The organism is Citrobacter sp. wls711 (assembly GCF_005281055.1).
Lineage (GTDB): Bacteria > Pseudomonadota > Gammaproteobacteria > Enterobacterales > Enterobacteriaceae > Citrobacter > Citrobacter gillenii.
The window spans coordinates 293,802-307,601 of sequence record NZ_SZXC01000006.1 but is presented as its reverse complement, the minus strand read 5'-3'; the positions used below and the strand labels follow the sequence as shown (position 1 = coordinate 307,601).

Genomic DNA, 13,800 nt, shown 5'->3' with positions numbered 1-13,800 from the left:
ACCGATCCTTAACTGATCAGCATTACACCGTCAGGTGACCCTTTTTAATCAATGAAGATTAGTGTGCGATAGTCTGTGTGCCAGCCGGAGTGCGAACGTGTTTGTACTTAAACAGTGCGACGAAGGCAAAGGCCAGGAACAGTGAGTAGCCCGCGAAGATCAGCCATACGCTCTGCCAGTCAGTAATGCCGTTCAGTGTGAAGTGTTCCACCACTTTACCGCTCACCAGACCACCCAGAATACAGCCAAAGCCGTTGGTCATCATCAGGAACATACCCTGTGCGCTGGCGCGAATTTCCGGACGAACTTCTTTTTCCACGAACACCGAACCGGAGATGTTGAAGAAATCGAAGGCGCAGCCGTAAACAATCATCGACAGAACCAGCAGCACGGTACCGAACGGAGTCGGGTCGCCGTAGGCAAACAGACCAAAACGCAGCATCCACGCCACAATACTGATCAGCATAACGTTCTTAATACCGTAACGGCTTAAGAAGAACGGGATGGTCAGGATAAACAGGGTTTCTGAAATCTGCGAGATGGACATCATTACTGACGCATGCTCGACGATGAAGCTACCAGAGAACAGCGGGTTATTATCGAAGCTGTGCAGGAAGGTATTACCGAACATGTTGGTAATTTGCAGTTCTGCGCCCAGCATCATCGAGAAGATGAAGAAAATTGCCATACGCTTGTTTTTAAACAGGGCGAAGGCATCCAAACCCATCATTGACGTCCAGCTCTGATTTTTCTGCTGATTAGCAACCGGAATATGCGGCAGCGTCAGGGTGAACAGTGCCAGCACCACGGACAGAATTGCGCCGATATACAGCTGCATATGGCTCAGTTCAAAGCCAGAGAAGCTTACCGCCCACATGGCCAGAATAAACCCGATGGTGCCCCAGATACGGATTGGCGGGAAGTCGGTGACAATATCCATCCCGGCAGACTGCAGGCGATAGTAAGAAATAGTGTTGATTAACCCCAGTGTTGGCATATAGGCCAGGGAGTTAAGCAGGATCACAAAGAACATGGCTCCAGGCGTGGTGACCTCGGCGGCAGCGAACAGCGTACCCGCACCCACCAGGTGGCAAAGAGCATAAACCCACTTCGCACTGATCCATTTGTCGGCGACGATACCTAACAGCGTAGGCATAAATACGGCGGCAATCCCCAGCGAGCTATAGACTGCGCCAATAGAGGCACCGTCGAATTTAAGGGTGACAAACATATAAGAGCCGAGGGTCGTGAGCCAACTACCCCACAGGCAGAACTGCAGAAAGGAAAGGACTTTCAGCTGCAGCTTAAGATTCATGTTAATTTCCTCACATCGTAATGCGGATGGATGTTTTAAAAAGCACATTTGCCGTTTCAATATGATGTGATTCTATCAACGAGAAGGGGTGTTTTTTTGTTAGCTGTGACAAATATTTGCAAACAATTTCCAATTGCAAAGCAAAATAGTGACAGAGTTAACACTTTTACCCTCTTCTGCCGCCAGATTCACGCGGCCGAAGAGGGTAAACATTACCGACGTCGATAGGATTTTTGTGCAGAATTGACCTTATAAAGGTAGCGGCGTGATTCCGCCGACGGATGTCGGGTGGTTAATGTTTGATAAACGTCTCCCGGCGACATGCTGTTGATGATATTTGCTGCCTGAATTTTATCGCTGGAGAACACACGCAGCACGCTGCCTGCCCCACCGTTATACGCGGTAATGACGGCGTAACGACGTGAGGTTGGGTTATCGATTCCACCCAGGTAGACATTGTTGAGCATCGCCAGATAGGCGGTACCGGTATCAATGTTGTTGGCCGGGTCAAACAAGAAGCTACGGCTTGGCGTTCCGGAACGGCCCTGTGAGCGGAATACGTCCTTCCCGGCGCTGTGCTGCACGACCTGCATCAGGCCCAGTGCATCAGCATGGCTGACCGCATACGGGTTAAAGGAGGACTCGGTTTGCATGATGGCGAGGATCAGCGCCTCGTCGACGCCATACTTACGCGATGCCTGACGAACCATGCCGATATACTTATGCGCACGCTTATCAAGGTGGTTTGGCACCAGGTTAATTGTCACGCTGTAGATAATGCGCAGGCCGTTACTCCGGCTCTTCAGTCGCGTTTGCAGCAGGTAGTTGGCGAAGTTTGTCGCGCGTCCCTCCCAGCGAATAGGCTGACCGGTATTATCAACGACCTGCCCGTAGAGGAACGGCTCTTTGGAAATCTTGATATCATCGACATCGGAATAGAGATCGATGGAACCCGGATCGTCTCCCATCAGCAAGGTCTTGATTATTGCCCGTCGTAAATGCCCGGCAGGATCTGTCCCGGCGATGGTCTCCACGGTTATGGTACCGTCATCAAAGTTGATGTGGCTGCGGGTTTGATACTGATCGGTATACTTGACGTAGTCCTTCGGACCCGCGATCAGCACTTCTTTAAATCCCCACAAATTCTCAATGTTATGGGCAAACTGCCCCATCAGAATATCAAAACCGTTGGTATCCTTGACCCAGGCTTCGTTATAGGAATCGCCTTTTTTGGTCGAACTGGAACAGGAGATGAGCAACGGCGCAATAACGGCAAGCGCGAGAAATTTTTTCATCATTCCGGGGGTGCGTGTTGTGTTGGTTATTTGCAAGGACCAGATTAAATCGTCGGCCGGATAAGCGCAGCGCCATCCGGCAACGGTTCTTATGACTCTGGCGTATAGCCTTCAATGTGCACGTCCTTGCCTTCAAACAGGAAGTTGATCATCTCCTGTTCCAACAGCTTGCGGTGCTCGACGTTCATCATGTTGAGTTTCTTCTCGTTAATCAGCATGGTTTGCTTGTGCTGCCACTGTGCCCATGCTTCTTTCGAAATCTCGTTATAAATGCGTTTTCCCAGATCGCCTGGGTACAGCTGAAAATCCTGACCTTCTGCTTCACGTTGCAGGAAAGTACAAAAAATCGTTCTGCTCATAAAAAATCCTCTTTATCGACCGGCACGTTAAACCTGCGCACCGACGCGTAATTGCTGTAACAAACGCTCCACGGGAGCCGCCAGTCCGACCGACGGCGGTTGCGCTAAGTTATACCAGAGCGCGTTGCCTTCATCCATGCAGGTGGTGAATGAGGACACGGGAAGCCACATAGGCACAATATCTAAGTGGAAATGACTAAAGGTATGGCGAAATGCAGTAAGCTGGGTCAGATTATCTGCGTTAATTTGCCGTTGCGCCAGCCACTGATGCAGTCCATCTTCATCTTCAAACTGCGGAAAACAGTATAATCCGCCCCATAAGCCGCTAGGTGGACGCTGCGCGAGTAACACCTCATCGTTATGCTGCATCAGTAAAAAATAGCCTGTGCGCTCCGGTAACGTCTGCTTGGGCTTTTTACCCGGGTATTGTGCCCAACTTGCATTGGCGGTAGCCACACAGCCATTTTGTAATGGGCACAGGGCGCACTTAGGTTTTGAACGCGTACAGACTAGCGCGCCTAAATCCATCATCGCCTGATTAAATCGTTCAACGCCGTGGGCGGGTGTAACCTGCTCACTCAACGCCCACAGTTTTTTCTCGACCTCTTTTTTCCCCGGCCAGCCGCTGACAGCATAACAGCGTGCCAGCACGCGTTTGACGTTGCCGTCGAGAATCGGAAAATGCTGACCCAAAGAGAGCGAAAGGATCGCGCCTGCGGTAGAGCGTCCAACGCCGGGCAGGGCGGCAACTTCATCAAAGGTTTGCGGGAAGGTGCCGCCATGCAGCGTCGCCACCTGCTGAGCGGCTTTATGCAGATTGCGCGCACGCGCGTAATACCCCAGCCCGGTCCACAAATGCAGGACTTCATCAAGCGGGGCATGGGCTAAATCGGTTATCGTTGGAAAGCGCGCCATAAAGCGTTCAAAATAAGGAATAACGGTCGCAACCTGAGTTTGTTGCAGCATGACTTCAGAAAGCCATACTTTGTAAGGCGTCTTGTCAATTTGCCAGGGCAGCGTTTTCCGCCCGTATTTGTCGTACCAGCTCAACACCTGAGCTGAAAATTGAGACGCTTGCATGATTACCGTTTCATTATTGCTGGGGGCAAGATTGCAGCACAGAGGTCGAAGGGTGTAAACCGGAACTTTCCGCAGCTGACTTTCTTCCTTTACTTGCATCCGGCAACTAACTTTGGATAATGCCCGTTTTCAGAACTCAAACACAGCAGACTAAACCTTTATGAAGAACGACGTCATTTCACCGGAATTTGATGAAAACGGTCGCCCGCTGCGCCGGATTCGTAGTTTTGTTCGTCGCCAGGGGCGACTGACTAAAGGGCAGGAACACGCACTGGAAAACTACTGGCCGGTGATGGGCGTTGAGTTCAGCGAAGCGCCGGTCGATTTTGCTGCGCTGTTTGGCCGTGACGCACCGGTGACGCTTGAAATAGGTTTCGGTATGGGCGCTTCGCTGGTGGCGATGGCCAAAGCGCGTCCGGAACAAAACTTCCTCGGTATTGAGGTTCACTCTCCGGGCGTTGGCGCCTGCCTGGCTTCGGCGCATGAAGAGGGCGTCGAAAACCTGCGCGTGATGTGTCATGACGCCGTTGAAGTGCTGCACAAAATGATTCCTGACAATTCTTTATCGATGGTTCAGCTCTTTTTCCCTGACCCGTGGCATAAAGCACGTCATAATAAACGCCGTATCGTTCAGGTACCGTTTGCTGAGCTGGTGAAGAGTAAGCTGAAGTTGGGCGGTGTTTTCCACATGGCTACCGACTGGGAAGCCTATGCGGAGCACATGCTTGAAGTGATGTCCTCCATTGATGGGTATAAAAACCAGTCTGAGAGTAACGATTATGTACCGCGCCCACCATCGCGCCCGGTAACCAAATTTGAACAACGTGGCCATCGTCTTGGCCACGGCGTATGGGACTTAATGTTCGAGAGGGTGAAATAATGGCAAAGAACCGTAGCCGTCGTCTGCGTAAAAAAATGCATATCGACGAATTCCAGGAAGTCGGATTTTCGGTTGCATGGCGTTTTCCGGAAGGCACATCTGAAGAGCAGGTCGATAAAATCGTTGATGACTTTATCAATGAGGTTATTGAGCCGAACAAGCTGGCCTATGACGGCAGTGGCTATCTGGCCTGGGAAGGTCTGATCTGCCTGCAGGAGATCGGCAAATGCACTGAAGAACATCAGGCAATCGTGCGTAAGTGGCTGGAAGAGCACAAACTTGAAGATGTGCGCACCAGCGAACTTTTCGATATTTGGTGGGACTAAGTAGCACAGGGTCGGCAAATGCCGGCCCGATTTGTATTGAGGGATAGATATGATGCGTAAAACGCTGCTGGCGGCAGTCCTGACGTTCACGGCGATGGCCGCACATGCAGATTATAAGTGCAGCGTCACCCCGCGTGACGATGTGATTGTGACTCCGCAAACGGTGCAGGTGAAGGGTGAAAACGGCGATCTGGTGATCACGCCAGCCGGGAATGTTACCTTCAACGGTAAGCAGTACACCTTAAGCGCCGCACAGCGTGAGCAGGCGAAAGATTATCAGGCGGCGTTGCGTAGCAGCCTGCCGTGGATTGACGACGGCGCCAGAGCGCGCGTCGAGAAAGGTCGCATCGCGCTGGACAAAATTATCGCCAAAGAAGTCGGTGAAAGCAGCAACATGCGCGGTCGTTTAACCAAGCTTGATGCCCAATTGAAAGAGCAGATGAACCGGATCATCGAGCATCGTACTGACGGTCTGACCTTCCATTATAAGGCAATTGATCAGGTCCGTGCTGACGGGCAGCAGCTGGTGAATCAGGCGATGGGCGGTATTCTGCAGGACAGCATCAACGAAATGGGTGCCAAAGCGGTGCTCAAAGGTGGCGGTAACCCACTGCAGGGTGTGCTCGGTAGCCTCGGCGGTTTGCAAACCTCCATCCAGAATGAATGGAAGAACCAAGAGAAAGACTTCCAGCAGTTTGGCAAAGATGTTTGCGCGCGCGTCGTGACGCTGGAAGATGACCGTAAGGCATTGGTTAACGGTCTAAAATAGCATTTACCTCTCTTTAACGGCACAGAAACATTCTGTGCCGTTTTGCTTTGCATTTACCTTGTTTTTTGATATCCATCTCTAAAAATAACAAATTTATAAATATATAAATCTGTTTAATTGGAAGAGGTCACATTATTCATCTGTCAGGTTGACATAATGCGGCAAATTCAAATAACCGGAGTAATAACATGGATTTTTTCAGAAAAACGGCACTGGCAGCACTGGTTATGGGGTTCAGCGGCGCAGCGCTCGCATTACCCAATATCACCATTCTGGCTACCGGCGGGACGATTGCTGGCGGCGGTGATTCCGCAACAAAATCCAACTACACGGCGGGTAAAGTTGGCGTAGAAAATCTGGTCGATGCGGTGCCGCAACTGAAAGATATTGCCGTCGTCAAAGGCGAGCAGGTGGTGAATATCGGCTCGCAGGACATGAACGACGACGTCTGGTTAACGCTGGCGAAGAAGATCAACACTGAATGTGATAAAACCGACGGCTTCGTGGTGACCCATGGTACGGATACTATGGAAGAGACCGCGTATTTCCTCGATCTGACCGTCAAGTGCAACAAGCCAGTGGTGCTGGTCGGCGCAATGCGTCCGTCTACGGGGATGAGCGCCGATGGCCCGTTCAACCTGTATAACGCCGTAGTGACCGCTGCGGATAAAGCGTCTGCTAACCGCGGTGTGCTGGTGGTGATGAACGACACTGTCCTGGATGGCCGTGATGTGACCAAGACCAACACCACGGATGTCGCGACCTTCAAAGCCGTCAACTATGGCCCGCTGGGCTATATCCATAACGGTAAAATTGATTACCAGCGTACGCCTGCGCGCAAGCATACTTCTGCAACGCCATTCGATGTCTCTAAGCTGACCGAGCTGCCGAAGGTGGGCATTATCTATAACTACGCTAACGCCTCCGATCTGCCGGCAAAAGCGCTGGTCGATGCCGGATACGCCGGGATTGTGAGTGCTGGTGTGGGTAATGGTAACCTGTATAAAACCATTTTCGATACGCTGGCAACCGCTGCGCACAAAGGCACCGTGGTCGTGCGTTCTTCCCGCGTACCTACTGGCTCCACCACGCAGGATGCTGAAATCGATGATGCGAAGTACGGATTTGTGGCGTCTGGCTCGCTGAACCCACAAAAAGCCCGCGTGCTGCTGCAGCTGGCGCTGACGCAGACCAAAGATCCTAAACAGATCCAGGAAATGTTTAATCAGTACTAATCGATGAAGGTGGCTGCGCTTATCGACCTAACCCTGTAGGCCTGATAAGCGCAGCGCCATCAGGCAATTTGCCGGATGGTGGCTCAAAGCCCTATCAGGCCAACGTGCATTACGGCTTTCCGCGTTACTCCGCCAGAAACAGCTCCAGCAGTGAGTTTAAAAACAGCTTACCGTGCTGGGTAATCTGCCAGTACTCATCGCTCTGCGTCAGATATCCCTGGGCGATAGCCTCATCAATCTGTGCCCGAATCACCTCTTCGGCAAGCCCGGTATAGTGGGTGAATTCCACACGCGGTGCGGCCTCCAGCAAGCGGAAGCGGTTCATAAAGAACTCAAACGGCTTATCTGCCTCGGCGACATCACGCTCGCTTTCGAGATAACGTCCCTGCATGTAACCGCGCGGATGTCGCGTTTTGGTGGTGCGCAGGATACGTCCGTCCGGGAAGGTGACCTTGCCGTGAGCCCCGCAGCCAATGCCAAGATAGTCGCCAAAACGCCAGTAGTTCAGGTTGTGCTGGCACTGATATCCCGGTTTTGCATAGGCCGAGGTTTCATATTGCTGATACCCGGCGGCGGTCAGCAACCGGTGGCCTTGCTCAAAAATATCCCACAGGGCGTCATCATCCGGTAGCACCGGCGGGCGCGAACCAAACAACGTGTTGGGCTCAATAGTGAGCTGATACCAGGAGAGATGCGGCGGGTTAAGCTCAATGGCCTGCTGTAAATCGCCCAGCGCCTCTTCCAGCGTTTGATCCGGCAGGCCGTGCATCAAATCGAGGTTAAAGCTGCGCAATCCCAGACCGTCAGCCAGATTGGCCGCGCGTTTGGCTTCTTCTGGCCCGTGAATACGCCCCAGTCGCTCAAGCTTGGCGGCGCTAAAACTTTGCACGCCAATCGAGATGCGGTTAACTCCAGCGCGTTGATAATCGACAAAGCGATCGGCTTCCACCGTACCGGGATTGGCTTCCATTGTAATTTCGGCATCCGCCGCCAGATTCAGACGCGCACGCACGCCATCCAGCAGCGTTTGCATTGCCGGGCCAGAGAGCAGGCTCGGCGTACCGCCACCAATAAAAATGGTCTTTACTTCGCGTCCCTGCGCGTAGGTGACGTTGGCATCCAGATCGCTCAGCAGATGCCCAACGTAATCGTCATGAGGAACTTCGCCCTTTAACGCATGCGAGTTGAAGTCGCAGTAGGGGCATTTCTGCACGCACCACGGGATGTGGATATAAAGACTCAGCGGTGGCAACTTAACCATTACGCAGCGCATCCAGCAGCAGTTTTAGTGCCTGTCCACGGTGGGAAATAGCACTCTTTTCTTCGCGGGTCAGTTCGGCTGCGGTTTTACCCTCAGACGGTACAAAGAAGATAGGGTCGTAGCCAAAACCACCGTCTCCGGCAGGCTTACGAGCGATCACGCCCGGCCAGCGTCCGTGACATACAACAGGGGTTGGGTCATCTGCGTGGCGCATATACACCAGTACACAATGGAACTGTGCCTGACGTTTTTCGTCCGGGATATCCTGCAGGGTGTGCAGCAGTTTTTCCAGGTTTTGTCTGTCAGTCGCATCTTCACCAGAATAGCGAGCAGAATAAATCCCCGGTGCCCCGCCGAGGGCGTCAACGGCCAGGCCGGAATCATCGGCAATGGCTGGCAGACCGGTGATTTGCGCGGCATGACGCGCTTTCAGAATGGCGTTTTCAATAAACGTCAGGCCGGTTTCTTCTGCGGAATCAACGCCCAGATCCGTTTGGGCAACGACATCAAGCCCGAAATCGCTCAGGAGAGAGGCGAGTTCACGCACTTTACCGGCATTGCCGGTCGCGAGGACAACTTTTTGCATGGGATACCTAATCAGTTAGCGCCGCAATTTCTGGCGGGATCTGTTGCGGATGAATGATTTTAACCTGTTTGTGGCGGCCAAGCTCGCCCTTCTCAATAACGACCTGGCTTTTCGCCACGCGGAACTGTTTACCGAGAAACTTCACCAGATGGCTGTTGGCTTGCCCATCGACCGGTGGGGCGGTAATGGCGACTTTTACTTCGTCGCCATGTAAACCCACAATACTGTCACGGCTGGCTTTAGGCTGAATGTAGAGCCGTAAAACCAGACCGTCATCGCAGGGTGTTACGGCACTCATAGCGCCATCCACAGCCCCGGCAGCAGCATGTTGCCTGTCGCTTGTAACACTTCTGCGATCCCCATGTTGATGACATAGAGCAGCAGCACCAGGATCATCGGGGAGAAGTCGATCCCGCCCATTCCTGGAAGGATACGACGAATAGGACGCAGCAGCGGATCCGCCAGTTGAATCAGTACGTATTCTACAGGGCTGCGGCCCTGGCTGACCCAGCTCATGATGGCCATCACCAGCAGTACCCAGAAAATCAGCAGCCCGATAGTCTTCAGGACGATCAGTACGGCGGCGATCCAGATAATGGGTTGGAACGTGACCACTTTGAACAGCACAATAGCTTTGATAAAGCTGAGCACTAACGCGACCAGTAACGATGCGCTATCAATCGGCCCCATCGGGGGAATAATTCGGCGTAACGGCCCAATAATAGGCTGAGTGATTTTTACAATGAACTGCGAAAACGGATTGTAAAAATCGCAGCGAGACCACTGCATCCACACGCGCAATAGCAGCGCCATGGTATACAGCTCAATTACCGTTGAGAGCAGGAAGGTCAACGTATTCATGGTGTTCCTCAGTTTTCCTTAATTTTTTGTGTAATCACGAGCACCAAAAATGGCAGTGCCAATGCGCACCATCGTGCTACCCGCCGCGATGGCGGCATCCATATCATCAGACATTCCCAACGAGAGCGTATCGACTGTCGGGTAGCGTGTTTTCAACCCGGCAAATGCTACAGCCATTTGCTGTGCAACTTCAAACTGCCTTACATAATCTGACTCAGGCGCCGGGATTGCCATCAGTCCACGCAGGGTAATGCGCGGCAGAGCGGCGACGTCTGCGGCCAGGGCATCAAGCTCTGCCAGCGGAATACCTGACTTGCTGTTCTCATCGCTGATGTTTATTTGAATCAGCACATTTAGCGGTGGTAGGTCTGCCGGGCGCTGTTCGCTGAGTCGGGTGGCGATGCGCAAACGGTCTATCGTGTGGCACCAGTCAAAATGTTCAGCCACCAGACGGCTTTTGTTGGACTGCAACGGGCCGATAAAGTGCCACTGCAGTCCAGTCACGCCGTTTTCGCTGAAGTAGCGGATCTTATCCACGCCTTCCTGAACATAGTTTTCCCCAAAGGCATGCTGCCCGGCAGCAATGGCTTCTTCGATGGCGCTCGCAGGTTTGGTTTTGCTCACTGCAAGCAACGTAACGTCTTCTGAAGACCGCCCGCAACGCGTCGCGGCGGCTGAGATTTTCTCCCTGACATGTGCCAGGTTATGCGCGATATCGTTCATTTTCCGAGGATGTTCATATGAATATGGAAGAAATAGTGGCCCTTAGTGTAAAGCATAACGTGTCGGATCTACACCTGTGCAATGCATGGCCTGCGCGCTGGCGCATATGTGGAAGGGTAGAAATTGCCCCGTTTACCGCGCCTGACGTGGACGCGCTGCTCCTGGCCTGGCTCAGTGAGCAACAACAGGTACAGTGGCGGGAAAAGGGTCAGGTTGATTTTGCTATCGCACTGGCGGATTCCCGGCGTTTACGGGCCAGCGCATTTACGCATCAGCAGGGAACGTCACTGGCGCTGAGACTGCTGCCGCTTGATTGCCCGTGCCTGGATGATCTCCAGACGCCCGTTGCGTTGCCAGAACTGCTGCACAGCGAAAACGGGTTGATTCTGGTGACCGGGGCGACGGGCAGCGGTAAGTCGACGACGCTGGCGGCGATGGTGGACTCTCTCAATCAGCACGTTGACGGGCATATTCTGACCCTGGAAGACCCGATTGAATACCGCTATACCAGCCAGCGTTGTCTGATCCAACAGCGTGAGATTGGCGTGCACTGCCTTTCTTTTGCTGCCGGCCTGCGGGCGGCATTGCGTGAAGATCCTGACGTGATTTTACTGGGGGAACTGCGCGACAGCGAGACGATTCGTCTGGCGCTGACGGCGGCGGAAACGGGGCATCTGGTGCTGGCAACGCTGCATACGCGCGGTGCGGCGCAGGCGGTGGAGCGGCTGGTGGATACGTTCCCTGCACAGGAAAAAGACCCGGTGCGTAATCAGCTGGCGGGTAGCTTGCGGGCGGTGCTCGCACAAAAACTGGAAGCCGACAGGCAGGGTGGGCGGGTGGCGTTATTCGAACTGCTGGTCAATACGTCGGCTGTGAGTAATCTGATCCGTGAAGGGAAAACCCACCAGCTACCCGGCGTGATACAAACCGGGCAACAGGCGGGTATGCAAACATTTGCCCAAAGCCTGCAGCAGCGTCAGGCGCAGGGCAGGCTGTAAATATGAGCCTTAGTAACCTTGTTCGAAATAACTTTCGAGAATAACGACGGCAGACGCGGAGTCGACTTTGCCTTTATTCAGCGCGCGGTACCCGCCTTGCTCAAACAGGCCGGAGCGTGCTTCGACGGTGCTCAGACGTTCGTCGTGCAGCGTGACCGTGACGCCAAAGCGGCCATGAATACGGTTGGCAAACTTGCGCGCGCGCGCAGTAAGCGGCTGCTCGGTGCCGTCCATATTGAGCGGCAGACCGACAATGATTTCATCTGGTTGCCACTCTTTTAGCAGGCGTTCAATCACGTTCCAGTCTGGCGTGCCGTCCTGCGCTTTGATAGCAGGCAGCGGTCTGGCAGTACCTGTAATGCGCTGACCAATCGCCACGCCAATACTTTTGGTCCCAAAATCAAAGGAGAGTAATGTTTCGCTCATTATGCGTGTCCCGCCACGCCAGGCATGGTCAGGATATCGATCCCGATAAGTTTGGCCGCGTCGCGCCAGCGGTCGGCAATCGGCGTTTTAAACAGAATATTGAGATCCGCGGGGGCGGTGAGCCAGGCGTTATCCAGCAACTCTTGCTCCAGTTGGCCTTTTTCCCATGATGAATACCCCAGGGCGACCAGTACCTCGGAAGGTTGTTCCTGAGTGCCTAAGGTTTCCAGTACATCGCGGGAAGTAGTGATAATGGTGTTGTCCGAAATACGAATGCTGGAGGCGAAGCGTGAAGGAGGGGTATGCAAAATAAACCCACGCTCTTCTGCTAACGGGCCTCCGAGCATCACGGCTTTATCCAGGCGAATCGCCGGATCGCGTGTCTCAGGGGTAATCTTCAGCTTTTCCAGAATCCCTGCAATCTGTAAGTTTTCCAGGGGTTTATTGACAATAATCCCCATTGCGCCATTTTCATTATGTTCGCAAATGTAGACCACGGAACGGCGGAAAATCGGATCCTGGAGAGCAGGCATGGCAATAAGAAAGTGATGCTGTAAATTCATTGTCAGAGGTTCTGTTTCCTGGTTCAAAAAAGCAACAACGGTCAGTATGCGAGGAAAGCGTTAAGTTGTCACCCTCTGAAAATAACATTGCCGGATATCGGCTTCGCCTTATCCGGCCAACGGGGTGCAATTGTAGGCCGGATAAGACACCGTGGCGTCGTCATCCGGCGCAGGTTTACTTGGCTAAGCGAGCTTCAATGGCATCCATCAGCATACCGGTAATGGACACCGGGAACTCCGCCTCAATTTCGCGAATACAGGTTGGGCTGGTGACGTTAATTTCCGTCAGGCGATCGCCGATGATATCCAGACCGACAAAAATCAGTCCTTTGGCTTTCAGCGTTGGCCCGATACGACGTGCAATTTCCCAGTCGCTGTCGGTCAGCGGACGAGGTTCGCCACGGCCACCGGCCGCCAGATTACCACGGGTTTCACCGCCCTGTGGAATGCGTGCCAGGCAGTAGGGAACGGGTTCGCCATCGACCACCAGTACACGTTTGTCGCCGTCTTTAATCGCCGGCAGGTAGTTCTGCGCCATGCAGTAGCGGGTACCGTGTTCGGTCAGCGTTTCGGCAATTACACCGAGGTTCGGATCGCCTTCCTTCACGCGGAAGATCGATGCACCGCCCATGCCGTCCAGCGGCTTGAGAATGATATCGCTGTGTTTTTGCCAGAAGGCTTTCAGCTGCGCTTTGTTACGCGTGACCAGCGTTTCTGGCGTCAGGTCCGCGAACCAGGCGGTGAACAGCTTTTCGTTACAATCGCGCAGGCTCTGCGGTTTGTTCACGATCAGCGTCCCTTGCTCTTCTGCACGCTCCAGAATATAGGTGGCGTAGATGAACTCGGTATCAAACGGCGGATCCTTACGCATCAGAATGACGTCCAGGTCAGCCAGTGGTAGATCGTGTTCGCTGTTGAACTCATACCATTTGTCGTAGTTCTGCTCTACGCTCAGGGTACGCGTGCGGGCGCGGGCTTCACCGTTAATCAGATAAAGATCGGCCATCTCCATATAGTGAAGTTCGTAACCACGACGTTGTGCTTCCAGCAGCATAGCAAAGCTGGAATCTTTCTTGATGTTGATGCTTGCGATGGGATCCATCACGATGCCGAGCTTGATCAT

At 53.2% G+C, this 13,800-nt stretch carries 17 protein-coding genes; 5 read left to right on the top strand and 12 right to left on the bottom strand.

Going from position 1 to position 13,800, the window contains the following annotated elements:
- Positions 1-58: 58 nt before the first annotated feature.
- From FDW98_RS01885 to mutY, 4 genes are all read right to left on the bottom strand, one after another.
- Positions 59-1,315: a nucleoside permease gene (locus FDW98_RS01885; RefSeq protein WP_096755733.1), complete on the bottom strand. Its 1,257-nt coding sequence runs from the start codon at positions 1,313-1,315 to the stop codon at positions 59-61.
- A 212-nt stretch (positions 1,316-1,527) separates the two neighbouring features.
- On the bottom strand, positions 1,528-2,613 hold the full coding sequence (mltC, locus tag FDW98_RS01880) for a membrane-bound lytic murein transglycosylase MltC (protein ID WP_135911431.1): 1,086 nt from the start codon (positions 2,611-2,613) through the stop codon (positions 1,528-1,530).
- 86 nt (positions 2,614-2,699) lie between these two features.
- The gene (locus FDW98_RS01875; protein WP_003027126.1) at positions 2,700-2,969 is read right to left on the bottom strand and encodes an oxidative damage protection protein; all 270 of its coding nucleotides are present in this window, start codon (positions 2,967-2,969) and stop codon (positions 2,700-2,702) included.
- A gap of 27 nt (positions 2,970-2,996) precedes the next feature.
- The gene (gene mutY, locus FDW98_RS01870) at positions 2,997-4,049 is read right to left on the bottom strand and encodes an A/G-specific adenine glycosylase (RefSeq protein ID WP_096755735.1); all 1,053 of its coding nucleotides are present in this window, start codon (positions 4,047-4,049) and stop codon (positions 2,997-2,999) included.
- A gap of 160 nt (positions 4,050-4,209) precedes the next feature.
- Between mutY and trmB the strand changes: the two genes are divergently transcribed.
- The 4 genes from trmB to ansB all read left to right on the top strand — a co-directional run bounded on the left by trmB (position 4,210) and on the right by ansB (position 7,259).
- Complete coding sequence (gene trmB / locus FDW98_RS01865; protein ID WP_096755736.1) at positions 4,210-4,929, top strand: tRNA (guanosine(46)-N7)-methyltransferase TrmB; 720 nt, start codon at positions 4,210-4,212, stop codon at positions 4,927-4,929.
- Positions 4,929-5,255: a YggL family protein gene (locus FDW98_RS01860; RefSeq protein ID WP_096755737.1), complete on the top strand. Its 327-nt coding sequence runs from the start codon at positions 4,929-4,931 to the stop codon at positions 5,253-5,255. Before trmB ends, FDW98_RS01860 begins: the two co-directional genes overlap by 1 nt.
- Before the next feature lie 49 nt (positions 5,256-5,304).
- Entirely contained in the window at positions 5,305-6,024 is a 720-nt protein-coding gene (locus FDW98_RS01855; protein ID WP_096755738.1) for a DUF2884 domain-containing protein, read from the top strand.
- 188 nt (positions 6,025-6,212) lie between these two features.
- Positions 6,213-7,259: an L-asparaginase 2 gene (ansB, locus tag FDW98_RS01850; RefSeq protein WP_096755739.1), complete on the top strand. Its 1,047-nt coding sequence runs from the start codon at positions 6,213-6,215 to the stop codon at positions 7,257-7,259.
- Positions 7,260-7,383: 124 nt separating this feature from the next.
- Here the strand turns inward: ansB and hemW are convergent, their stop codons facing one another.
- The 5 genes from hemW to FDW98_RS01825 are packed head-to-tail and all read right to left on the bottom strand — an operon-like array spanning position 7,384 to position 10,690.
- Positions 7,384-8,520, bottom strand: a complete 1,137-nt coding sequence (gene hemW, locus FDW98_RS01845; protein ID WP_096755740.1) for a radical SAM family heme chaperone HemW — start codon at positions 8,518-8,520, stop codon at positions 7,384-7,386.
- Positions 8,513-9,106, bottom strand: coding sequence for an XTP/dITP diphosphatase (locus FDW98_RS01840; RefSeq protein ID WP_096755741.1), 594 nt, complete (start codon positions 9,104-9,106; stop codon positions 8,513-8,515). Before FDW98_RS01840 ends, hemW begins: the two co-directional genes overlap by 8 nt.
- Before the next feature lie 7 nt (positions 9,107-9,113).
- Entirely contained in the window at positions 9,114-9,404 is a 291-nt protein-coding gene (gene yggU, locus FDW98_RS01835; RefSeq protein WP_003027101.1) for a DUF167 family protein YggU, read from the bottom strand.
- A complete protein-coding gene (locus FDW98_RS01830) occupies positions 9,401-9,967 on the bottom strand; it encodes a YggT family protein (RefSeq protein WP_096755742.1) in 567 nt (188 codons plus the stop codon). The genes yggU and FDW98_RS01830 overlap by 4 nt, the downstream gene beginning before the upstream one ends.
- Before the next feature lie 18 nt (positions 9,968-9,985).
- Entirely contained in the window at positions 9,986-10,690 is a 705-nt protein-coding gene (locus tag FDW98_RS01825) for a YggS family pyridoxal phosphate-dependent enzyme (RefSeq protein WP_096755743.1), read from the bottom strand.
- A gap of 17 nt (positions 10,691-10,707) precedes the next feature.
- Between FDW98_RS01825 and FDW98_RS01820 the strand changes: the two genes are divergently transcribed.
- Positions 10,708-11,688 (top strand): type IV pilus twitching motility protein PilT, encoded by a 981-nt coding sequence (locus FDW98_RS01820; RefSeq protein WP_096755744.1) that lies wholly within the window; start codon positions 10,708-10,710, stop codon positions 11,686-11,688.
- Positions 11,689-11,697: 9 nt separating this feature from the next.
- On the opposite strand, the gene ruvX is transcribed toward FDW98_RS01820, so the two are convergent.
- The 3 genes from ruvX to gshB form a co-directional block, all read right to left on the bottom strand.
- The gene (gene ruvX / locus FDW98_RS01815) at positions 11,698-12,114 is read right to left on the bottom strand and encodes a Holliday junction resolvase RuvX (RefSeq protein ID WP_096755745.1); all 417 of its coding nucleotides are present in this window, start codon (positions 12,112-12,114) and stop codon (positions 11,698-11,700) included.
- Complete coding sequence (locus FDW98_RS01810; RefSeq protein WP_096755746.1) at positions 12,114-12,677, bottom strand: YqgE/AlgH family protein; 564 nt, start codon at positions 12,675-12,677, stop codon at positions 12,114-12,116. Before FDW98_RS01810 ends, ruvX begins: the two co-directional genes overlap by 1 nt.
- Before the next feature lie 175 nt (positions 12,678-12,852).
- Positions 12,853-13,800, bottom strand: coding sequence for a glutathione synthase (gene gshB / locus FDW98_RS01805; protein ID WP_096755747.1), 948 nt, complete (start codon positions 13,798-13,800; stop codon positions 12,853-12,855).